Origin of the sequence: Litoreibacter arenae DSM 19593 (genome assembly GCF_000442275.2) — a bacterium.
Classification (GTDB): domain Bacteria; phylum Pseudomonadota; class Alphaproteobacteria; order Rhodobacterales; family Rhodobacteraceae; genus Litoreibacter; species Litoreibacter arenae.
In genome coordinates, this window is record NZ_KE557317.1 from 1 (window position 1) to 24,059 (window position 24,059).

Annotated in this window: 12 protein-coding genes and 1 pseudogene; 5 read left to right on the forward strand and 8 right to left on the reverse strand. The window is 59.7% G+C overall.

Translation table 11 applies throughout. From position 1 onward, the window contains the following. Both THALAR_RS17895 and THALAR_RS17900 read right to left on the reverse strand, forming a co-directional pair. Positions 1 to 2,848, reverse strand: a 2,848-nt coding sequence (locus tag THALAR_RS17895; RefSeq protein WP_169788559.1) for a right-handed parallel beta-helix repeat-containing protein, incomplete at its 3' end; no start/stop codon positions are given. A 917-nt stretch (positions 2,849 to 3,765) separates the two neighbouring features. Further along, positions 3,766 to 4,813, reverse strand: a pseudogene (locus THALAR_RS17900) (IS110 family RNA-guided transposase). A gap of 508 nt (positions 4,814 to 5,321) precedes the next feature. Here THALAR_RS17900 and THALAR_RS17910 point away from each other — a divergent pair. Then, positions 5,322 to 9,062, forward strand: coding sequence for a CARDB domain-containing protein (locus tag THALAR_RS17910; protein ID WP_021103014.1), 3,741 nt, complete (start codon positions 5,322 to 5,324; stop codon positions 9,060 to 9,062). A 208-nt stretch (positions 9,063 to 9,270) separates the two neighbouring features. On the opposite strand, the gene THALAR_RS17915 is transcribed toward THALAR_RS17910, so the two are convergent. From THALAR_RS17915 to THALAR_RS17935, 6 genes are all read right to left on the reverse strand, one after another. Next, positions 9,271 to 11,274 carry a type IV secretory system conjugative DNA transfer family protein gene (locus THALAR_RS17915; protein WP_040819639.1) on the reverse strand — a complete coding sequence of 668 codons (2,004 nt, stop codon included), beginning with the start codon at positions 11,272 to 11,274 and terminating at the stop codon, positions 9,271 to 9,273. A gap of 8 nt (positions 11,275 to 11,282) precedes the next feature. Beyond that, the gene (locus THALAR_RS17920; RefSeq protein WP_021103016.1) at positions 11,283 to 13,160 is read right to left on the reverse strand and encodes a relaxase/mobilization nuclease domain-containing protein; all 1,878 of its coding nucleotides are present in this window, start codon (positions 13,158 to 13,160) and stop codon (positions 11,283 to 11,285) included. Then, the gene (locus tag THALAR_RS17925) at positions 13,147 to 13,725 is read right to left on the reverse strand and encodes a hypothetical protein (protein WP_040819635.1); all 579 of its coding nucleotides are present in this window, start codon (positions 13,723 to 13,725) and stop codon (positions 13,147 to 13,149) included. Before THALAR_RS17925 ends, THALAR_RS17920 begins: the two co-directional genes overlap by 14 nt. Positions 13,726 to 14,307: 582 nt before the next feature. Beyond that, positions 14,308 to 14,514: a hypothetical protein gene (locus THALAR_RS17930; RefSeq protein ID WP_021103018.1), complete on the reverse strand. Its 207-nt coding sequence runs from the start codon at positions 14,512 to 14,514 to the stop codon at positions 14,308 to 14,310. A 358-nt stretch (positions 14,515 to 14,872) separates the two neighbouring features. Beyond that, the gene (locus tag THALAR_RS18245; RefSeq protein WP_021103019.1) at positions 14,873 to 15,949 is read right to left on the reverse strand and encodes an SH3 domain-containing protein; all 1,077 of its coding nucleotides are present in this window, start codon (positions 15,947 to 15,949) and stop codon (positions 14,873 to 14,875) included. A gap of 232 nt (positions 15,950 to 16,181) precedes the next feature. Beyond that, the gene (locus THALAR_RS17935; RefSeq protein ID WP_021103020.1) at positions 16,182 to 17,111 is read right to left on the reverse strand and encodes a DUF2493 domain-containing protein; all 930 of its coding nucleotides are present in this window, start codon (positions 17,109 to 17,111) and stop codon (positions 16,182 to 16,184) included. Between the two features lie 564 nt (positions 17,112 to 17,675). Here THALAR_RS17935 and THALAR_RS17940 point away from each other — a divergent pair. The 4 genes from THALAR_RS17940 to THALAR_RS17955 are packed head-to-tail and all read left to right on the forward strand — an operon-like array spanning position 17,676 to position 23,793. Further along, positions 17,676 to 18,452, forward strand: a complete 777-nt coding sequence (locus THALAR_RS17940; RefSeq protein WP_322786926.1) for an SOS response-associated peptidase — start codon at positions 17,676 to 17,678, stop codon at positions 18,450 to 18,452. After that, positions 18,442 to 19,029 (forward strand): ImuA family protein, encoded by a 588-nt coding sequence (locus tag THALAR_RS18250; protein WP_021103022.1) that lies wholly within the window; start codon positions 18,442 to 18,444, stop codon positions 19,027 to 19,029. The genes THALAR_RS17940 and THALAR_RS18250 overlap by 11 nt, the downstream gene beginning before the upstream one ends. Continuing rightward, positions 18,956 to 20,440 carry a Y-family DNA polymerase gene (locus tag THALAR_RS17950; RefSeq protein WP_040819638.1) on the forward strand — a complete coding sequence of 495 codons (1,485 nt, stop codon included), beginning with the start codon at positions 18,956 to 18,958 and terminating at the stop codon, positions 20,438 to 20,440. Before THALAR_RS18250 ends, THALAR_RS17950 begins: the two co-directional genes overlap by 74 nt. Further along, positions 20,437 to 23,793: an error-prone DNA polymerase gene (locus THALAR_RS17955; protein ID WP_021103024.1), complete on the forward strand. Its 3,357-nt coding sequence runs from the start codon at positions 20,437 to 20,439 to the stop codon at positions 23,791 to 23,793. Before THALAR_RS17950 ends, THALAR_RS17955 begins: the two co-directional genes overlap by 4 nt. Positions 23,794 to 24,059 lie beyond the last annotated feature (266 nt).

The window sequence follows — 24,059 nt, forward strand, 5'->3', positions numbered from 1 at the left end:
CCAGACGGTCATCGCCGTCTCCGCCATCGAGGATGTCATTCCCGCCACCGCCGCGCAGAAGGTCATTACCACCAATTGCAATAATGGCATCATCGCCAGAAGTGCCATTCAGCGTCTCACCAAGCTCGGAGCCAATGATGTCTCGGCTCCCGCCGTTGGTCAGGGCGGCCCACAGGTCGTCGTTGGCCTGCGCGTCGGTCTCGTCACCGGCGCTGCGCACGGTGTTCTGGCCGGAGCCGCCGCCTGCGGCGGTGACGTTCAGCGTGACCACGTCGTTTTCGTAGTCGATGACCAGTTCGGTATCGCGGTCGCCGGCAAGGCCGGTGATGGTTGCGGTTTCGAACTCGCCGATGACCTCGTCGACGCGGATCAGCTCGCCGCTGAAGCTGCCGTTGCCGATGTCGGTCAGATCAAGCGTCAGCGTGCCGTCGCCCAGATTGACACCGGACTGGATGTTCGGCTGGTCGCCCTCGGCACCGGAGCGGAACTCCTCGATGGTGCCAAGCTGGCCGTTCTGGGCGGTGAAGCGCAGCTCGGAGCCCTGGTCGAGCAGCAGCACGCCAGTGCCACCTTCGTCCCCGTCGAAGCCGACGCGGGCGTCGTCGCCGACGATGTTCAGCTCGCTTCCGTCACGCAGGACGAAATCGGCGTTGTCGGTGGCCAGGATCGCCTGACCGTCGGTGATATCCACATCGGCGTTGCCCACGAAAAGGTCGGTGTTGGCGAAGCGGCCACCGTCAACGTTGATATCGAGACGGTCCATATCAGTATAGCCATCCATCCAGACCTGACCGGCGTTGCTGATGTTCAGCTGGCCGCCAGCCTCGCCGACCGCGGTGTGGTCGGTGATGTCGAGACGTCCGTAGGAGACGTTGAGCGTGCCGCCCTCGCCGAAGTCGAGATCTTCGAGCGTGGTGGTGCCGCCGTAGTTCACCCAGTTGCCGGCCAGATCGACGCTGTCGCCAGCGATGGTGCCGGGCAGGTCGTCGGTGTCCCAGTTCAGGCGGTTGTCCCAGCGGATACCGTCGCCAAGCGCGTCAGGCACGAAGCGGATGGTTTCCGGGGTGATGCGATCCTCGACCGAGAGGCCGAAGCCTGCCTGGAAGTAGGCCACGATCAGATCCGCATCGACGACATCGTCGAACTGGCCGTCCGCCTGCGCCCGCAGGTAGTCCGCGAGATCGCCGATATTGGCGTTCGGATCGCCCAGAAGTTGCTGGGTGAAGGTCTGGATTGTGGTCGCGTTGAGCGTGCCTTGGTCCAGCCCGTCGGTGTTGACGCCGGTTTGGCCGTAGTCAACCGAGCCCAGCCAGTTATGGATGATCGAGTCGTCGTAGAACGGGTCGTTGACGTTCTGCACCCCGACCTCGCCGTAGATCTTGTTGGCCTGTTCATCGGGATTGTTTGGATCAGCCAGATGGGCGACGATGTTATCGACCAGGGTGGATTGCACGCCTTGGTTGCCACGAATTCCGCTTGCAAGTGCGCCGTCAGCACCCCGGTCGGCAGAGTGGTAGCCTGCGGACGTGATCACGTTATCGGCGGCCAGCGAGAAGTTTCCGATCGGGCCGCGCCCTTCGTAATCGCCGCCCACGAAAGTCAGGCCGATATTGTTGTCGATGAGCACGTTGTCTTCGATGAAGCCGCCACCACGGACCTGCGCCCCGAAGGAAGCGCCGCGCATGATGATGTTGTCACGCACAGTTACGTCTGTGTTGTCCCAATCAATATAGAGGTTGTGATTGAACATCTGCGGCGGCTGGCCGCCGTCGGCGGACAAGCCTGGGTCGTAATCGGGTGCGAAGCCGTTATGGTCGAACAGGTTGCCTTCGATCAGGAGGCCATCGGCATTACTGATGAAAGCGCCTGCCATAAGCGGGTTGTTTACCCAGGAGTCCGCCCCGTTCGGTGGCGTCAGATAATAAGCATCGACGACAGAGCTGTCGCGGATGGTGATGTTTTCAGGCTTGCCCGAAAGCGACTGGATCACCAGCGCGGTTTCGTTGTCATCGCTGATTTGAACACCATCGAGGATCATGTTGTTGGCATCGAAGATGGTAAAGCCATCGTCGAAATTCAGGTCGCTGACCACGACATTCTGACCGGATTCACCGATGGCCATGGGCCGGAAGGTGATCGTGGCCTGCTCGCCATCGCCATAAGAGGTGATGTGGATCGGATGCAGGGGGTCTTCGCCATGAACACCGTCCATGTAGAGATCGGCGTCGTAGTCATAGCCGTTCTCAAACAGCAGCCAGTGCGAGGACGGCTCTGCGCCGGACCCGGTGATCGTGCCCCAAAGGCTCATGCCCAGATCGACGTCCAGCGCGGACGCCTCGGTGGAGCCGTATTGCGGATTGTTGGCGAGCCAGTCGCCGGTGATCTGGTTGGCGTTCAGGCCTTCCATTGCGGCGATGTCCTGCGCGCTGAGCGCACCTTGGTCACCGGAGATGTGGACCATGCGATGCACGTCACCGGTCTCTAGCACCAGATCGTTGTTGGCGTCGGCTTCGAGCATATAGAACTCGCCCTGAGCCCAGCCTTCGGCTTGGGTTGTGGGTTGCACACCGACGTTGTCGTTGAACATCTGCGTGGAGCCGTCGTTATAGGTGACCTCGTAGCTCATGGACATGTTGCCGGAGAACTCGTGATCCATGCTCAGCACCAGCGACAAGGTGTTGTCGGGGTTAACCGTCAGGTTGCCGTGATCGGGCTGGTCGGTGACACGGATGCTGGCGACGTTGTCCTGGTTTTGCACGGTAAGCTGGGTCACACGACCGCCGGACACACCGTAGTTGCCGGAAGACGCATCGATGGCACTCACCGACCCGCCATTATTCTCGTTCACCGGCATAAAATTTCCTCAATAATTGCGGCAAACCGCATGAGTTGAGCGCGTTTTGCCCGAACCAGCGGCTCATGAGGAGGAGGCTATAAATTGAATGCGTTTTTGATTGGAATGGACCGTGGCAAAAGCGTGGCAGATCAGCGAGCCCTTGCCGACTACGTCGCTAACTCAAGCGAGAAAACGCGCACTCGGTGTTCGGATTTCAGTATCGGCTCGCAGGTCACGGTCCCGTGGGGCGCTTAGGCGCGCTAAATTTGTCAGACACGACACGCGGCGCTCAAACTGCCCTTTGGTCGCCTTCGCAGCATCCGGGTCAGAACGGGCGATCCGTCGATCTGGATTTCAACGGTTACTTCAAACCCATGGGCTTCGTAGAACGGTACATTGGTCGGGCTTGTCGATTCAAGGAAGGCCAGACGACAAAATGCGTCGCAGGCGCTTAGGCTCTCGCCAAGCAATGCCGCACTGTACGGCTTTCGTCGAAGCAAATTATGAGGGGGGCGGTACTCCGCTGATCGACCTAGAGAAGGTTCGACGGGGGTCCCGTTCCCACCACTTCGTGCGGCGTGAGATATCAAGCGAGACAAACCTTCCCGCGCCAACGATCACATAAAGGACCAATCGACGATAACGCGAATACTTACCAGCGCTCGCATGAGCAAAATTGTGAAACATGCGGATATGTATGTACCGGCTGCTGTTCGCAAATGATTTCTGGCATGTTCTCGGAAGTCGCTCATATGTATCCGGCCTGATTGTCGACACGCGGGTCGTGGCCTTGTTGGGGTTACGCTCGCTCCGTGGTCTCATTACCGGACAGGTCGATTATGACCGAATGGGCCGTCAGACTTTGGGGGCGTAGTATTTCCGTTCCATGCTTTTGATCTATCGCGAACTCCTTTGGATCATGGTTGGCCTTAGATGCCAGCAATGACCTCGTCTCTTGGCGCGTCAAACGCCGTTTTGTGTCTCAGAATGCTCCAGGCCATTCGGGCCAGTTTATTTGATAGCGCCGCTGCGATGCATGCGTTCTGATGCGCGGGTGAGCCATTCTCCAAAGCTGAAGTCATGCCATCGGTGGGGTCGCATCAGGATCACTTTGGCCGCTTGAACAAACAGCATGCGCAAGTATCGGCTGCCACGTTTGGTAATCCGGCCTAAGACCGTTCGCCCACCTGTACTATATTGCCGTGGGACCAAACCCACCCACGCTGCAAAGTCACGACCGCGGTCAAAGGCCTCGCCTTCACCAATCGCTGCGACCATCGCCGTGGAAATCATTGGGCCAATTCCAGGCACCGTCATCACGTTGATACAGTTTTCTTCGGTTCGGCTAATCTGTTCGATCTCCTTTGACACGGTATCGATCCGATCATCCATCCAGAGCCAATCGCCATAGAGCCCGATCAGGATCATCCGCATGCGAGGCGATATCTCGTCTTTGCGCTCTTCTAGGATAACCTCGAAGGAGATCTTCAACGCCCGTAGTCCCTTTCGAACAGTGATACCCTGTTCGATCAGGAAGGCGCGGATCTGATTGACCGTCGCTGTTCGGCGCGACACCAAGCGTGACCGGACACGATGCAACGCCTGCAGATCAAGCTGATCCTGGGTTTTCTCGGAAACCGTCAGAAGATTTGGGCGCAGCGCGGCTTCAGCGATTGCTTCCGCATCATTGTAGTCGTTCTTCTGGCCTTTGTTGAACGGCTTCACATAAATGGCTGGAATGATACGTGGCTTTAATCCGAGCTTGCGCAGCGTCCGGCTCACAAAATGTGCGCTCAGACAAGCCTCAATCCCTACAATACAACGCGGGAGCTGTTCAAATGTGGTCACAAGTGCCAGTCGCTTTATCTTCTTACGCAACACACGTTGTCCAGAATGATCGAACCCAACCAAATGAAACGCATCTTTGCCAATATCGATTCCAATCGACATCAGCTCATCAAAATCGTTCTTCGCCATGCTACTTCTCCTATCTGCAGGTGAAATAGGCTCAGCCTAACCTGCTGGGTGAAGCAGCCGGTACATCCCATTACCGGACTTTCGCCTGCATCATCCACGCCGCACCGCAGCTTCCCCAAAGCAGACCTTGGTCCATGTCGCAGCAACTCAGGGCGTCCAGATGACCGCGCTGCGGGACAGAGTGGGCTTTCGCTGCGCAAGCTCCAATGGCAGCAAAGCGTGCATCGCGATTACGTAAATCCACTGGTGGGAAGCTGTCATCGTTCGCTCGCGCGGCCTTGGCACCTTCCCTGAAGCTGCCGTTCATAAGATTGGGAGTAGCTCAACCCTTCTCCCTTCTGGCTTGACAACAGTTTTTGGCCTCTCAATGTTGTTAACAATGAATGAATTGCCAACTCTTGTTTCCGATTTGTGAACCAAATCTACAATTGGAGAAAGCGCTGCCATTTTTCATAGTTTATCGATTTTTTCCATTGTGGTGTTGGAGAAATAGCGGGAGTTTTTGTAAGTGGTACAGATTAGATTTGACGGAAATGTTTATGAAATAACGGACTCCTCCGACATTGCGGTATTCGAAGCGCGTCTGGACGGGCGGGCGGTGGATGACGCGGCAACACTTGCGGCGCTTTATGCGCATGGTAGGGCATTGCAGTTCGTCAAGTTTTGGGATGACAGGATTGATCTGGGCAACAATATTGATGCGTCCCGAAATCTGGTAAATAGCCTGATCGAATTATATGCTGTAGACGCGGCAACGGATTTCGTAACACAAGCCACGGGTTCGATAATTGGGTTTTATGCCACAGGTGGGACAATTGGTTCAGCCGGCATTTCCAGCGCCATCGGTGCTGGCCTGTCGCAGGCGGCCAGTAGTGCCGGGCGCGACTTGCTGGAAATATCGGCGGATTTCATACCCCTGCTTGCGGGGCACGCGGCCCTGGATGCGGTTCAGAGACAACATCATCTGAACGCGGCACGGGCCGAGGACATTGTCGCGGATTACAATCTTGGTAGGATCATCGACGCGGAAGATATTGCGGAAACTGCCAATGCATTCGTGAACCACCACAGCGCTCTCGTATCCGTTGGATCCTATTTCGCGGCGGACGAGTTGCTGGGTGGAAATTGGCTGACCGACTCAGCGGATTTCATTGCGAACTTAGCAAAGGGCGCATTTGGACCAGCGGTGAATTTCGTCGAAGACGGCGGCGCGAAAGTTGGCGAGTTGTTCATGGGGATCGTTGGCAGCAAGAAATACCTTGATAACGTGCAGCTGGGAGGAGAACTCGTTGCGATGGGTTTGGAGGTGGCCGACATTGTCGGGTTGCTGCTCGACGGCACATTGGAAGGTTACAATGAACTGCAATCAAACTCCATTTCGCAATCGAACGACTACTTTGCGTCCAACAAAACGTTGCCGCCTCCCGTCCCGACAGATCAGGTTGATCATGAATATGTAACGTCCAGCTCCGACTCCCCCGACATCAATGACGCGCGCATATTCATCGACGATGCCTTCTTTTCGGAAGGGGCGACCGGGTCTCAGGCATTCCAGGTCAGCTTGTCAGAAGCCCTGCCGCACGATGTCACGTTGGAATATTCTGTCTACGATATTTCCGGCGCAGGGCAGGCGAAAGCTGGGACGGACTTCATCGAGCGACTAAATCAGACGCTGGTCATCAGGGCGGGCAGAACCGAGGCGATCATTCCGGTTTCGATTATCGATGATGACACGACCGAGCTACCTTTGGAACGCATCAATCTGGCCATCTATAATCCGGTGGGTGCGACCCTGCCCAATGGTGCCTGGAATGATGTTTTCACGGGTTACATACTTGACGACGAGTACCTGCAACAGCGGGTGACCAACCAGACCGTGAATGACTACATCGTCAACGGATCGGGCGGCGGAGGAACGTCGCCACCACCGAACACCTCAGGCGGGGCCAATCTGGCGGCCATCGATTTCACGTCGAGCCTAAGATCTGCCTCTTTTGGCGAAGATCTCGAAATCGATTTCACGGTTCGCAATATCGGTGACGCAGAATCGGAAATAGCCCGAGTGCAGGTGATTCTCGCGCGAGACAGCTGGGATTTCGAAAACGGCACCGTCCTAGAAGACTACAACGTGTCATCGATGGATCCGGGGGATCAGACCAGATACAGGAAGACGGTTGAACTACCAACGTCCGGAAGAGGCGACTATAACATTGGCATCAGGGTGTTGCCCGCCCTTGGGGAGAACCAGCCCAGTGGCGACGACACAGATCATGTTCCGCTGACGATCGGGGCCGGGCTTTCGGGAGCTCCGGACCTGCGCGCGTATGGGTCCGATATTCGCGACTCGATTTTGCAGGTCGGTGAAACGGTATCTTATCAATATCGGATTGTCGCAGGTAGCGATGGCTCTCCCGCGTATTCCCACCAGCTCTACCTTTCGGCGGATGAGCATTTATCCCAAGACGATCTCCTTGTATTCTCCGGTTCTGACGATGGCCTTGGCTATCATGGTAACAACTATGTGACGGCGCAGTTTACCTTGCCCTCGCTTCCTCGCGATGGTGGGGCCTATTTTATTGCAGTGGCGGATTCCGGCGACGATGTCGTCGAGGGAGATGAAACGAACAATGTACGTTCGAGCCAATTCTCGTTGACCAGCAATGGGCCGGATACCAACGCGCTAACCAATCTGACGGCGAGCGGCCTATACCTGTCCGACAGCGTCATTACAGTGGGAGGCGACAGATTTCGTTATGAAGCCAGGGTCGCGATTACCTCGGTTGACGACCCGGTTCCGACTTTGGACCGTTACGCCGCGTTCCAAGGCGGGGCATACACGGCGAGCCTGATCCTGTCCGAGGACAGAGTTTTTGATCCCGAAGATATTGTTATCAATACGACATTGAAGAGTGGCGCAAACATCGTTGATGAGACCGGAGTTCTAATGGACTTCCCCTCGTATGTTCCAACAGGTTCGTATTTCCTGGCACATGCGGTCGACTTGCTGGACGAGATCCTCGAGGACAACGAAAACGACAACTTTTCCGAATGGCAAAGAATCGACGTTGTCAATGTGAACCCGCAAGTGGTGCACTCGGTTGATGATATTGTGTTCGTGGTGCCCGGCGAAACTGTCTCCGTGGATGTTGTTGAAAACGATACAAACACGATCGGAGAAGAGTTGGCGCTTTGGTATTTGGGTTATGAGCGCGCCGGCTCATCTACCTATGATGGACTGGATCTTGGTGGTGGGATCCGCCTGAATTATCTTGGCAACAACTTGGTCGAAATCGACGCGACCAATGCACCAAGCGGTTATTCGACTGAATTCAAAGTTCCATACACCGCGACGTCGTCTCAAACCTCTCAAAAGGGTTTTGCGACACTTGAACTGCACGTCGGCGAGCGCAGATTCAGCCCCTCTTTTGGTGAAACCGGTACGATTACCTTAAACCATACGGCCTCGACGGTGACGCTCCAGAACACCTACGACAATCCGGTTGTCATCGCCTTCATAGCGACGGAAAACGGCACTCAGCCGGTGAATGTCCGCGTGACTGACATAGGTGGGGATCAGCTATCGCTACAGCTTCAAGAACCCAATTATCTCGATGGATCACATGTCAACGAGACGGTGAATTACCTCGTCGTTGAGGCCGGTACGTGGGTTCTACCGGATGGCACGTTGCTTGAAGCTGGTACGCTGACAACCAATCAGCTTTCTTCACAGGGGTTCGAAGACGTTGCTTTCGATGCCGAGTTTGACACAACACCGGTTCTTCTCAGCCAGGTTCAGACAGACAATGGCGGAGATTTTGTAACGCCCCGGCAGACAGGCACAAACGCAGACGGCTTCCAGATCACGATGCAGGAAGAAGACGCGCTGAATTCAGGTGGTCATGTAACCGAAACCGTTGGGTGGGTTGCCATCGAACCCGGAAGCGGAAGCTCAGGAGGGCTCGATTGGATTGCGGGCCATGCTACAGGTATCTCGGATGCAAATGCGACTGTCTCTTTGGCTGGCAGCTTTGCGGGTGGTGCGAACGTCATTGCCTCTCTGGCAAGCTTCTCTGGTGGAGATTCCGCTTGGGTGCGAGGGAACGGCAGCACGACGAATGATTTTGACATCTCGGTAGAGGAAGAAGCCAGTCTGAATGCCGAAACCGGCCATGTCGCCGAGGCCGTCGATTACTTCGTGTTCAACGGAACAGCCGCTATTTCGGCCTACGACTATGATTTTTTTGTATAGGCAAAGGCGCTTAAACAGTAGTTTCTGTCCACGTGTGAATGATGACTGAAATCGCGAACGATTCTTGTGCCACAAACCCTTGGTAAAACTGGCTTTGATTTTGTCGCGCTTTTGGCCGCTGGGATAGAAGCTTACCTTCGCGCATATTGCAGCATCCAGCACTCTGGGCTCATTGCTCCCGTTCGTCGCGACCGGTGCCAATGTCCGTTCAGCGCACCATGGCCTTTTCAGCGCCATCTATGGCACCCGCGATCTCCCCCTCGAGTCGATCCAACTCGCTCAGCGCCTCCTGAACGACGGCCTCGTCATCTTCGCTAGCAGCCTCGACATCAAGCTCCGTTCGCGCCCCGAAATCCATCTCGAACTGGCCCTGATCATCCGCGATGGCTGCGGCGCGCGCACGCCGCGCATGCGGAGCAGGGTCGGGGTTGACACGCGAATTCCCACTGGGTTCGCCAAACCCCATCCTGGCTTCGAAATCTCGTTCCGACAGACCTGATCCCCGCGGGGCCGTAGGCGTCGCCCTGACGCTCAAAGGTAACTCTGCCATCGGTGCTTCGGGTCCTTCCGGGAACGGCAGATCGCCCTCCTGTGCCGTGTGGATGTTCTTGAAGAACGGATCCTCGAAATACACCACGCGCTTGGCCCTCACCGGCATCTGCGCATCGACCACGACGACGATCTCGTCGAGCGGGAGCCGGCGTGCCTCGTCCTCGGGCAAGAGCGAGACCTCTTCGGTCCGTTCGGACTGGCTGCGGCCTTCGAAGGGGTTCTTGCCGATGGCGCGGGAGCGCGTGACCACGGTTTTGGTGGTTTTGCCCACGGCCTTGCTCAACTCCTCGACGGTCTTTTCGTCGGAGGGGGTGAGATAGAGCTTGATGCCGGCATTGCCCTGTAGCGCGCGCCGCGTGTTCTCGCCATAGATTTCGTCAATGGCAGGGATGGTCTGGGTGACGATGGCGAGATGCCCGCGATATTGCCGCAGGATCTCGATGCTCTCGGCCACGATGGGCATCTTGCCGAGACGGTTGAACTCGTCGAGCAGGATCATGATTGGCCAGGGCTCGTCCCGGCCCGGTTCCTTCTCCTGCATCGCCGAGAGCAGATCCGAGAAGAAAAGCCGGATCAGGGGCGCCAAGGGTTTCACCATGAGCGGCTGGACCACGAGATAGACGCTGAACGGCTGCTTGCGGATCGTCCTGAAGTCGAAATCCGACACCGACGTGGCCTCATCAATCGCCGGGTTCTGCCATTGATCGAGCCCGGACGTCATCAGGAGCGAGACGTAGGAGGTCAGCGTGTCGTTGTTGGTCGACGCGAGCCGGGTGAAGATCAGCCGTGCGGCCGGGTTCCAGACTTCGTGAGCGCGGGCGAGATATTCCTTCTGCTTGTGTCCGCCCGAGGCGGCGATGCGGTAAATCTCGCCCAACGTTGGCCGCTGCCGCTGGAAGGCCAGCAGCCCCGCGGCGACGAAGAGATCGATCCCGCCCTTGAGAAGCCCCTGCACACGGTCGTTATCGTTCTGAAGGAACAGCGTGGCGAGGAGCAACAGCTCCATCTGCTGGCGTGCCGGGTCTTTCAACTCGTAGATGCGCAGGAGCGGGTTGTAGCGATGGGTGCGCTTGTTTTCCCAGTCGGTCGGCGAGAAGCGGTAGACTTCGTCGCCCGCCGCGGCGCGGTGACGGGCCGAGGCCTCATAGCATTCGCCCTTCACGTCGAGGACGACGGCCGAACCCTGCCAAGTAAGCAGGTTCGGGATGACGAAGCCGGTGGTCTTGCCGCGCCCGGTTGGTGCCACGATGAGAGCGTGCGGGAAGGTTTTCGAGCAGAGGAACGGGGCCTGGGAGGTGGGCTTGCCGAGCTTGCCAATCACAAAGCCCGTGCCGGGGTCACCGAAAAACCCGTTCCGCTTCATCTCCCGGCGAGTCTGCCAGTGGGTGTAGCCGAAGCGGGTGAGGGCCGAACCGGACATCGCGAGGCTCATCAGGAAGCCCACGACCCCTGCCCCGCACATGATCAGGTTGATCAGTCGGAAGTCGTCCGGCCGGGCATTTCGGAAAGCGAGGTAGTTCTCGGCGATGTAATAGAAGTCGATATCCGCCTGGAACCCCAGATCGCGGAAGGTCAGGACGGCGGACGCGATCACGTAGCCAATCGTGATGGCGATGAGGCTCACCAGCACCACGCCGACGGCGAGCCTCCCTCTCCCCATGCCGCCCATCAGTGAGTCTCCCCGCGCTCTCTTTCGCCATCGGTGAGATTGGCCCGTTGAAGCTCGTACTCCCGGTCGGCGATCTCCTCGACAACGGCCCGCGCCGCCTCGCTGTTCGCGGTCGCCTCGTCGGACTGAAGGTAGACCTTGGCGGCGTAGAGCCGGTCGAGACGATCCGAGATCTGCTCCCTCAGGACCTCCGTGTCGCCGTTTTGCAGCCGCTCGATCTGCTCCGCATCGAGTTCCCGCTCGACGGCCTCCCGATAGGCCAGCCGCTGTTCCAGGTCCACGAAGGGGGCGGTCATCTCGCCGGCCCGTTCATGGTCGAGAACCCGCCGCAGCTCCGGATCGAGCACGGTCCCCCGGTCGACTTCCGCCGCCCCGCGCGCCGTCTCGGACACCGCGCGGTCGGCCAACAGCACGTCGCGCTCGTCTTCGATTACGCCGTCCTGGCGCAGCACCTCGTTTCGTTCGAGCGTGATGCCGAGCTGGACATGAGCCCGGTTCAGCGCCTCACGCGCGGTCTCAAGATCGGCGCGGCGCTCGAGATTGAGCCCGTCCGTCTCTGCCACCCGCGCCAGATCATCGGCGATCCACTGCCGCTCGAGGGCGGCATTCTGCGCCCCGGTCGCCATTCGCGCGATCACAACCGAAGATCGGATCCCGGTCCCTCTGAGCGCGGTGTCGATCTGCGCCCGGACGTCGGGTTCCCGCAACCGCACCAATTGGTCCCGGTCGATATTCGCTTCGGAATAGACGCCGCCGTCCGACGGCCGCTCGGTCAGCGTCCCCGACCGGAGACCCAGAGGTTGCATATGGGCGAGCCGTGCCTGGATCTCGTTGAGCTTCCGTTCCAGCTGCGGGCGCTCCGTCTCGTGCTTCTCGGCGATCATGCCCTGGACGCGTGTCACTTGGTCGGCATAGCGGGTTCTCAATTCATCGAATGATTGCTCCTCGGTCATGTAAGCGTCTCCTTGTAGGTTCAGCTTGCCGCCCTGCGCCAAAAGCTCCCCAGCCCGGCAGAGGGCGTCGGATATGTCTTCTGGGGCCTCTCGCGAGGCCTCCGAGGCCAGCGCGTGATATACAGTCCGGGTGTTGGCAATCTCGGCAAGCGCACGCTCCAGATCAGCCCCGACCCGAGGCCGCGGTTCCACCGCGCGGTCCTCCTCTTTCGCCGCATAGACCTCGCGTATCCGTGGCGGGTAATGGACCACCCCGCGGTCGAGCCGACGGGTCGCCTCCAGCCGCACGCCGTACTTTTCGGCCTCCTCCACCATGGAGAGTCGGAAGTCGTCGTAGTTGAAGCGGTGATCCCGACCGAGGAAGAAGAACTCTCCCACCTGGGACCGGCGGTTCAGGACGATGTGAGCATGCGGGTGCGCGCGGTCCTCATGCACCGCGATGATGTAGTCGAAATGACCCTCATCGGTTTGAAAAAACCGCTCGGCGACATTCGCCGTGATGTCGCGGACATCCTCGCCGCGTGTCCCAATCGGATAGGAGAGAAGCATATGGGTCGTCTGTCCGAGCTTCGGTTTGAAGCCCGGACTCCAGCGCTTTGCGAAGCGCGCCGTCAGCTCCTTGATCTCCTTGCTGTCGAGCTTTGATTTGCCATCGAGGAACCCGGAACTGTCGACGATATGGGTGGACTTTGTGGTGAGATATCCAAGCTGGTTCGAGAGCTCGGATTTGGAATGGGTACCCCCACCCCGGATCGCCTTGAAGACCGCCGCACGATGCCCTGCCGCCGCCCGGATCAGCTGCCTCTGTTTCGCGACATGGAGACCTTGCATGGAGCCCCGGATCCGGCTCCAGCCATCCCGGAAGACCTCACCGGTCACGTCATGGACCGCAGCGGCGGCCCGTGGGGCATCATTCAGCCGCATGGGCGAACTCCCTCAAGGCGGCTGTGGCTTCCAGCTGCATGGCGTCCCGGCGGCGACGGACCAGCAGGTCGATCTCATCGGCAGTATCCAGCACGAAGCGCGCCAGCCCCCGCATCTGCGCCAATCTGAGATCGGAGAACGCGGCCACGCCCTGCCCTGTCCGGTTGGCCTCGGCCATGCGTTTCGTGAGCTGCGCAACTCCGTTCCCGACCTCGTTCAACAACGTCCTGTAGCGCGCCATCTCGGCTGCCAGCGCCACATCCGGAACGAAGGTTCCGCCGGCGGCCTGGATGAGCCGTCTCAACCCTTCCGTCCGAGTCTCGATCCCCGCCGCGGAAAACACCGCATCCAGCGCCTCGAGCTCATCAGGTGTCAGCTTCACGGTCACGGCTGCCGTCGCCACGGCGGTGTCCTTCTGCCGCTCCACATCGGCTTTGAGCGTGTACTGAATGGCTCTTTGTGAGACCCCAAACCGCTCGGAGAGAACCGCCGTCGAGACGCCCTCGTCGGCCTCACGCACGATCTCCATCTTCTGGGGTGCGGTCAGTCGTTTCGTCTGGGACACGCGAAGAAAGCCCCCCTATTTCCTGCCACCTTCAGCAGCGACTCCTCCACAGTCACAAAGCAAATGGCTTGTGTCAATGATGTATTATTGAGTCTCAACAGGATTTCTGTTTCTGGGCCGCTTTTTGCCGAGCACCCGTGGGGAGGGGCGGCGATCGAGAAGCCGAGGCCACGCCGCCTGATGTGCGCCACGCCGCTCTACCCACTCCAGGACCTCCGTCCGACCTTCCTTGTGCCCGCGCCAGAGCTTTTGCCCGAGCACGCATGTGTTCGGGCAAAAGCGAGGGGGCGGCGCAAACCCTCTCCGATGGGGCGGTCCAGCAGCCTCAAGGGGGCCATCCGGAATAACCCTCCGGCTGCGCCTTATCGGGTTTTTCCGGCAGAGATTTGGCGGGCCAAATCTGGCCGCCCTTGACCCTGCTGGACCGCCCTGTCACGGACCATCTCGTCCTTCAACCGGGGCCGCCTGCGGTCCCGGTCCATCATGACTTGAGCCGGGCCACCGGCCCGGCTCTCCTTCCCTTTCGCCGCGATCTCAGCAACGAGACAGGGCCGCCCGAAGGCGGCCCCTCCGCAAGGCGCATTACGCCTCAGGTTCTTTCGCGCTCGGCGGGAACATCACCAGCTCCTGAACCGCGACGGGGAAGTCGAGCTTCAGGCTGAAGAACTCCGAGCCGTCTCCATTGCGGGTGTTGCGGAACATCGCGCCGACGCGCTGGAACCGGGTGCGCTCCTGGCCGTCGCTGTCGGTGAACTTGACGGGAACGGTTGCGACATAGTGGTTGGTCATCTGGGTTACTCCTTGTTGCGATGGGGATCACCCGGCACGGGGGCAAGAGGCCCGGTCGCAAGCGCAAATGCGGAGGGTCCGCGGCCCCGCCGTGGAAGCCGTATTTGTGCTTGCCGGAGCGAAGCGCAGGGCACGGACGAGCCGACCCCGTGCGATCCACATCAATGAGCAAAAAGGAGGGACCCAAGTTTGTGCCACCACTTTAGAGCCGCCATCGAACCCGTCGATCGTGACCGAAGATGGCCTGGTTCGTTCTGATCCAATGCATCTAGATAACGATCCGTCACGCTCACCACATGGCAAGTCAGCGTTCAGCCGCGAGTGAAGATCCATCGTCTGTGTCGGACAGTCGCGTCTGCTATCGGCACCAAGGTTGAGGGCGTGGGGGACAACTGGTGCGGCCACATCGGTACGGCACGGCCAAACCTTCAGCAATGAGCGTGTTGCCCACGTCCCGACCGTCAACGAACAACGAGCCGCAGAACCGCCCGAAGTTGCACTGATCCGTACCCTCTGTCCCGGGCCGGCAGGAACAGGCCACGCGCTCAAATTCTATTGACGCCGCACCCCGCACCAATTGACCAAGACGCGCGGTCGCGCGCTCCCCGACCTCACGTTCTGCAGTACAAGAGGGTCTCCATGTCTCAGGCGCGTTAAACCCGACGAGACGCACGTTCGCCGTCAGGCCTCGAACATCGATCGTATCACCGTCAATGATCCGCACATCGCTGGCGCGAAGCGATCGGTCCTGCGAGGCGAGTTGCTCTGTGGGCGGCGCGACCGGCGACAAGAAACGGGTCGCCATCCAGCCCGTACCATAGTTGGATCGAATCTGGGTCCACTGCCCTTCTTCGCGCAGCTTTTCAACGCGGGCTCCCTCGCTCAAGACACCCACAACTGCATTCGAAGTAGACGGCCCAGCACGTTGATTGACACGTGTCCCTGTCACATAGACGTAAGCGGCGTCGGCAGTTTGCAATGAAGGAACCGCTGACGGACTGTGGGGTGTGGATCGCGAGTTCGATGATTCGAATAATGATCCAACCACTGCGAAGAAACCGACAACGATCACCAACGGCACCATGATTTGGCGTTGAGCCTTGCGCACGGCACGCCGAGGTGCATTGATCGCGCGGGTCACGGAGATCGGACGGGGTCTCGCCTGACCGGTTCTGGCACTGCGCTTTGGTGCTGGTTGAGAAGTCCTGTCGTCGGCCGCTGACCTTGTCTCGGTCGGTTTTTCCCGTTCCAGTTTCAAGACTTTGTGCAGGCTCGCATACTGCGCTTTGCTCAGGCGCGTCTCCGTTCCATACCGCTGAATCCGTTCAGCCATATTTGTGAGGAAGGACATTTCCCAATCGTTTGCCTGACCGGACCGTAAACGCGCATCAATGCGCGATTGAATTTCTTTGGTGCGTTCCGGAGAAAAAGGCATCTAGGAAAAACCTGGGCGGGTGTTGATCTGTGCAACAAATGTCTTCTGCCGCAGGGCCACATTAAGCTGTAATTGCATAGAGATACCATCCAGAGATTCCCGAAACCAGATTGGCCGGATTACGATTACCAAGCCGGTCGATGCCCATTGTTGGAGTTCACTGCGACAACGCCGATGTTCACACACATCTGGGACAACGACGAAAGGGCCGCCCGAAGGCGACCCTATCGGTTCACATCTCTGCAGTCTTCTTCGCCGGGTCCGCAACCCGCATGACCGTTAGGCCTTTCGCTTCCGCCTTTTGCCCAAGGTTCAGTGCGACGCCATTGCCACCGAAGAGGACAACCCCCGTCGCGGCGAACTTGTCGTCCAGCATCTCATCGTTGCACTTGAACGGTGCCGCCCGCCCATGCGCTGACCAGCGAGGATCGAAGCGCGCCTGCGCGACACCGCGTGCCCGCGCCCACCGGGCCGCAATCATCTCGGCTCCATGCTTGCCACCCTTGTGACAGAGGAAGATCTCTTGGTTGCGGTTCTGCTTGATCCGCTCCCGAACCTTGTCAAGGGTCGAGAAGATGGCGTCGACATCAGTCCAATTGGTCGCCCCTGAGACGATCAGGGGGACACCCTCGACTTTCGACCTCGCGGCCGTCTCACGATCATGCTGCTCCAGAAGTTGTTTCGCCTCGAAGACAGCCTCGGTCTCCTGCGCTCTCGCGCTCGCGCGGGAACCCGCCGCCGGGATGAAGGCGTGGCCGGTCTCCACTTCGTAGCACTCGGCCGCCGCTTCGCTCATCACTTCGATGGCGCCAACGATCTCGCGGAGATGTAGGAAACGTCCCTGCGCCTCTTCGAGTGCGGTCTCAGCGATCTCCGAACCATCGTGGGATTTTGCCAGGGCGCCGATCTTCTCAACAGTGCGGTCGACCTCCTTGCCAAGCGCCACCTTGCGCCGCTGCAGAATGGTCGCGAACCCGTAGGCGAGCGGTTCGATTTCCGCCTCGAGGCCGGTGCCACGCAATTGCCCGAGCAGAGTCTCGAAGCTCTCTCGGATGATGCTGTCGGTCAGGATGTGATCTTCGGGGATCGGGCGCTGTGCGTCCTTCTCGGTCAGGCCGAAAAGCTCGATGGTCTCGTAGGTGTTCACATTGTCGTAAGCCATGTCTGGTCTCCAGTGTTCGGTTCCAAGGCCACCACGTGAGTGTGGGGGCATGGCCGAATGCCTGGTTTCCGAATCTGTCCGGGTCAGGGACGGCGCAGCCGCCGGCTTGCCGGGCGCAAAAATTTTCCGCGCGCGGCGCTCTACAACGCGCACAACATCAATCACTGGACTGCACTCCCCTCCGCGTCGCCCTCGCCGAAAAATTTTGCGATCCTTGACGCGGGCTGATTTTGGGGGCCATCCGGAGGATATGCTGCTACGCTCATGTGTGTGTGTCTTGACAGCAGGTTTGCCCGACCCGAGCAGGCAAAGGGTGCTGCCGGACGCGGGAGACGGATGGAGCGGCGGGATCGTTTGGGCCTTGGGTCAAAACAGACCAGAGCGCAATCCGGCGGAGCAGCCGGGGAGCGACGTGCTCGCGAGGCGGGCAAACCGGGGCCTTGGTGCAACGCCGCGGTGAGGCCGCATGACCGAATGCGCGATCGGCCTCGGGCCGATATCTCCCCCGCGCCTTGGCTGCCGGGCTGGGGGAGGCCGCCAAGCTGATTGCACTCCACAGACAGCTTGGCAGCTTTTACCATAGGAAGAGAGCTTTCCAAGTCTTTCGTGTTCTGGCAATGTTCTCGACTATCTACCAGGCCAACCCTGAAAGCCCTGCTCATGTGCAATCTCTTTTCCCAGACCAAAAGCCAGGATGCGATGCGTCATCTCTTTGATGACGTGCTGGAGGGCGACGAGGCACTGGAAGATACCATTGGCAACTTGCCGCCCCTGAACGGAATCTGGCCGGACTATTCCGCACCCATCATCAAGGCCAAAAACGGAGCAGGTTGGCAATTGTCCATGGCGCGGTGGGGGATGCCGACGCCTGCGAAGTTTCTGGAAGGAAAGCGCACCGATCCGGGCGTGACCAATATCCGTAATGTGAGCTCGCCGCACTGGCGGCGCTGGCTCGGGGTGGAACATCGCTGTCTTGTGCCATTCACCAGCTTTTCCGAGCTCGATCAGCGACCCGGCGCAGCGCGCAATTCCCCGGTCTGGTTTGCCCTCGACCAGGATCGACCACTGGCCTTCTTTGCAGGGCTGCACACCGAGTGGACCTCTGTGCGCAAACTGAAAGAGGGCGAGGTAACGGCCAATCTGTTTGGATTTCTGACTTGCCCCGCCAATGCCGAGGTGCGTCCTGTCCATCCCAAGGCCATGCCAGTTATCCTGACACGACCCGAAGACTGGCGGACATGGCTGACAGCGCCGACCGAGGACGCCCTGGACCTGCAGCGGCCATTACCTGACGGAATGCTCAAGATTGTCGCCGAAGGTGTGCGCGAAGATGCGACTTGATCCCGCACCTGCTGAGCCACTCACACTGGCTGCGCGGCGCGTACACGAGGCCCAAGGGTTTGGTCGTCGGGCCTTTGCGCTGTTCCAAGCGGTCCGGCATCCGGGCCCGCTGGTCTGGGTGCTGCCCGCTCATGCGCCCCATCTACCGATGCTGCGCGGCCTGCCAGATGGCGTCGGGGATCGTCTGCATGTCATCCGCCCCAATAGTGAGATTGATCTGCTTTGGTCGGTCGAGGAAGCCTTGCGCGCAACAGCTGTCACATTGGTAATTGCCGAGCCGGAAAAGCCATTGTCCCTCATCGCCGGTCGACGGTTGCAACTGGCTGCCGAGACAGGAAAGACCACCGGGCTGATGCTGATCCGCGAAGGTGCGGGCAGCAATGCGGCTGAAACCCGTTGGCACTGTACACCACTTCCCAAGGAAACTGCGGACTCGACTCCGCATCGCTGGTCCCTTAGTAAGAACAAAAAGGGAACGTTGAGAAGTTGGACTGTGTATTGGAATGGCGCGACGCCTGCTTTCAATCTGGTTTCCGCGGCTGGCGAGCGACACGAGCCTGCGGAGACGCCCACTTGAGGGGCCGTTTGCTCTGATCCATCGGTCAGGCAACACGGATCATGTGCATTGCCTCAACATCGCGGCAGAAAGGCACGGCTTGCGCCGGGGCATGGCGCAGGCCGACGCGCACGCAATATGCCCAAGCCTCATCATCCGTCCCGCAGATCTGGCACGCGAAACCGCAACACTGGCCGCTCTGTGCAGATGGGCTGGGCGATACTCGCCCATGGTGGCAGTGGATGGTGCAGATGGGTTGATCGCAGATGTCACCGGCGTGCCGCATCTGTTTGGTGGTGATGCGGAGTTACGGGACGATCTGCACGCAAAGTTGGAACATGCAGGCCTGGGGGTGGTCAGCGCCATTGCGGAGACCCGCGGTGCGGCGCATGCATTGGCCCGCCACGGAGGCGGTGCCGTGCCGGAAGGCGAGCTAATGGCGGCGATCGGCCGGCTGCCAGTCTCCGCACTGCGGATCGACAGCAAGACGGGCGAAGCTCTTTCCCGCATGGGACTCATCCGCATTTCGGATCTGGCCGCACAACCGCGCGCCCCCTTGGCCCGGCGTTTTGGATCAGGTCTGGTCAGGCGACTTGATCAGGCGCTTGGCATGCAACCCGAACCGGTAGCACCTGCCGCTGAACTCCCGCATTTCGGCGTCCGAATAACCTTGCCCGAGCCTATTGGCCTGCAAGCGGATGTGATGGCGGGCCTCTCGCGCCTGCTTGAGCGCCTTTGCGGAAAGCTCGCGTGCCACCACATGGGCGCGCGCAGGTTGCGGTTGGTGTTGCACCGCGTGGACCGGGAAACGGCCCATGTCGAGATCGGTCTGGCCCGCGCGATGCGCGATCCCGAGCGGATTGCAGCGCTCTTCGCCAAAGGTGTTGATGAGGTCGAGGCGGGCTTCGGGATCGACGCCATGCGGCTGAGCGCGCATATCACCGAGCCGCTGCCTCCTGAGCAAATGGGCGCTGGCCCAAACCTACGGCACGAGGATGCGCTGGCCGATCTGTTTTCCCGTCTCGGAAACCGGCTGGGGTTTGATCATGTGCTGCGACTTCTTCCCGCCCGAAGCAAAATCCCGGAACGCAGCTTTCTGCTGGCTCCTGCGGCCTATAGTGAAGCCGAGGCTCCGCCACGCCGACAAGGACCAGAGCGCCCGATCATCATCTTTCCGCCCGAACCCGTCATGACCGCGGCGTTCCATCAATCGACGACACCGCCCGCACGTTTCCGCTGGCGACGCATGCAGTTCACCACTCTGCGTGTCACCGGACCGGAGCGGATTGCCCCGGAATGGTGGTTTGACGATCCGGCCTGGCGCAGCGGTCTGCGTGACTATTGGAAGGTTGAGACTTGCGAGGGCCCACGCTTGTGGCTCTTTTGTACCCCACAGGTCTCAAACTGGTTTGCCCAGGGTGAGTTCGCATGACGGGATATGCCGAACTGTGCGTGACCAGCAATTTCAGCTTCCTGCGTGGCGCGTCCCATCCAGAAGAACTGGTCACGCGCGCGGCCGAATTGGGGCTTGCCTCAATCGCTATCACCGACCGCAATTCGGTCGCCGGGGTCGTGCGCGCTTTTTCCGCGCTGAAAGAGCTGGGGCGGATACGGGAAGAAGGCCTGGCGGACGTTGGACACGAAACGAACGCCCCGATGATCCGTTCCCAACAAGTTACCGATCATTCCAGCCGCCAGACGATCACGCCGGACCCGCAGGAAAACGCGCCGCAAATATCATCCGACACTCCACTGCCAAGGTTGATCCCCGGCACGCGGATCGTCTTGATCGACAGCACCATTGACTGGCTGGCTCTGCCCACGGATGTCGCGGCTTGGGGGCGGCTTACACGGCTTCTCTCGCTCGGCAAGCGACGGGCAGAGAAAGGCCAGTGCCATCTGACACGCAAGGACCTCTTGGAATGTTGTTCAGGAATGGTGCTGGTCGGCCTTCCGCCCGATCCGTTGGAAGCCGCGCACAAGCTGGATGTTCGTGGAGAACTGCAAGCGATGTCGCGAGCCTTTCCCGGTCAATGCTTTCTGGGTGCGGCACCGGTATACGACGGGCGTGATCAGATACGGATCAATCGGCTGGGGCAACTCTCCCAGATCACAGGCCTGCCCATGGTTGCCGTGGGTGAGGTGATGATGCACCGCTCGGCACGTCGTCCTCTGGCCGATGTTCTGACCTGCCTGAGAGAGGGTTGCACGATCGACAATATCGGCGAGCGCCGTCTGACCAATGGCGAACACCGCTTGAAATCCGCAATTGAAATGGCGCGGATGTTCCACCGCTACCCCGCCGCACTCCGCCGCACGCTGGAAATTGCTGACCGATGCGCGTTTCGTCTCGACGATCTGCGGTATCAATATCCAGATGAAGCGCAGGACGGTGAACCAGCTCAGGACCGCCTTGCGCGACTGTCGCGCGAAGGGTTGCACTGGCGGTATCCAAAAGGCACTCCCGCGAAGATTGTGGCGCGCATGGAGAAAGAATTGCGGCTGATCGGTGAGATGAATTACGCCTCCTACTTCCTGACCGTGCATGACATCGTCGCATTCGCCCGCTCAAAAGGTATCCTCTGCCAGGGGCGCGGCTCTGCGGCAAATTCCGTGGTCTGCTATCTGCTCGGAATGACCGAAGTACCCCCTGAAAGCATCACCCTGATCTTTGAGCGCTTCATTTCGAAGGAACGCGGCGAGCCGCCCGACATTGACGTGGATTTCGAGCATGAGCGACGTGAGGAGGTGATTCAATGGATCTATGAACGCTACGGCCGCAAGCGCGCGGGGCTGACGGCGACGGTGATCCATTTCCGCTCGCGCGCCGCCATCCGCGAGGTGGGCAAGGTCATGGGACTTAGCCAGGATGTGATCGCGCGGCTCTCCAGTCAGATCTGGGGCTGGTCCTCCAGCGCGCCCGGTGAGGATCGGCTGCGCGATGTGGGGATCGATCCTGCCGACACGCGCGTCACGCTCACCGCCCGCCTGATCGGCGAGATCATCGGCTTTCCCCGCCACCTTAGCCAGCATGCCGGTGGCTTTGTCATCACCCATGGGCGGCTTGATGAGCTCTGCCCGATCGAGAATGCGGCGATGGACGACCGAACCGTCATCGAGTGGGACAAGGACGACATCAACGCACTCGGGCTGTTAAAGGTCGATATTCTCGCCTTGGGGATGCTGACTTGCATTCGAAAGGCGTTTGCCTTGCTCGCGGAGTTTCGCGGGCAGCACCTGACGCTGGCAAATGTGCCGCAGGAAGACCCGGTGGTTTACGATATGCTGTGCCGTGCCGATGCAATCGGGGTGTTTCAGGTCGAAAGCCGCGCCCAGCTCAACTTCCTGCCCCGGATGCTGCCCCGCAAGTTCTACGACCTCGTCTGCGAGGTGGCCATCATCAGACCCGGTCCGATTCAGGGTGGCATGGTGCATCCGTTCATCAACCGACGGCAGGGCAAGGAAAGAGTCGAGGACCTAGGTCCCGCAATGATGGAGGTGTTGGGTCGGACCTACGGCGTGCCGTTGTTTCAGGAACAGGCGATGCAGATCGCCGTGGTGGCCGCCGGGTTCTCGGCCGCGGAGGCGGACCGGCTGCGCCGCTCGCTTGCCACCTTCAAACGCATGGGCACAATCGGTGACTTCCGCGACAGATTCATCTCCGGAATGCTGGCGCGTGGACATGAGGCGGATTTTGCGCAGCGCTGCTTTGCACAAATTGAGGGTTTTGGCTCCTACGGCTTCCCCGAGAGTCATGCGGCCAGCTTCGCGCGGCTGGTCTATGTCTCCGCATGGCTCAAATGCCATCATCCGGAGGTGTTCACCTGTGGGCTACTGAACAGCCAACCGATGGGGTTCTATGCCCCTGCCCAACTGGTGCGGGATGCCCGTGATCATGGCGTCGAGGTGCGCCCCGTGTCGGTTAATCATTCGCTTTGGGATTGCACGTTGGAGCCCCGCACAGACGGCAAGCTGGCGCTGCGGCTCGGGTTTCGCCAGATCAAAGGCATGCGCAAAGAAGATGCGACATGGATCGTGGTGGCACGTGGCAATGGCTATCCTGATGTCGAAAGCCTGTGGCGACGCGCGGGGGTCCGCCCCGATGCACTGGAACGTCTGGCCGAGGGAGACGCCTTTGCGGCACTCGGCCTGTCGCGTCGCGAAGCACTCTGGGCGGCCCGCGCCCTGCGTGCGCCAAAACCATTGCCGCTGTTTGGCAGCGATAGCGAGGGTGGGGCGGAACCGGAGGTTATCCTTCCTGCAATGACCCTCGGGCAAGAGGTTATCGAGGACTATCTGTCGTTGAGGCATTCTTTGCGCGCTCATCCTCTGGAGCTGCTCCGCCCGCAGCTGCACGACAGCCTGCCACATGATCGACTACCGACAGAAACAGGCCGTGTTAAGGTGACCGGCCTCGTCATCACCCGCCAACGTCCCGGCACGGCGGCAGGCGTTATTTTCCTGACGCTGGAGGACGAAACCGGGGTTTCCAATGTCGTGGTTTGGAGCAAGGTCTATGAGACATTCCGCAATGCCGTCATTGCGGGACGCCTTCTGCGGGTCACAGGCCGCATCGAACGTGAAGGACAAGTCATCCATTTGATCGCGGAACGGATCGAAGACCTCTCGTCGATGCTGGCGACACTTAGACGACCATCGCCACCCGACGTGAACGGAGGCAACAATGACGGGACCGTCCCACCAGACAGCAAGAGCGCCGGGAATTCTGCCCGACATCCACGCGAACAGGCCAAGAAGCTGTTCCCGAGCCGCGATTTTCACTAAGTCCCGTTGAAGCTGTCGTGGGATTACGACGTTTTCTCTGGGCCAGTCGCTCGAGCCTGCGAAACGCATATCCAGAGGACTTCCTGGCCCCGCACGAATTGCCAAATGCGACACAGGGCGGTAGTCTATTAGAATGCTGGGGAGATCAACATGAGTGTTCGGAAACAGACCGTCAGCTTTACGGATGCCGCCTACGCCTTCGCGAAAGAACTGGTCGAGGCCGGGGACTGTAACCTGGGCGGACCTGCGGGACACTTGCGTTGCTA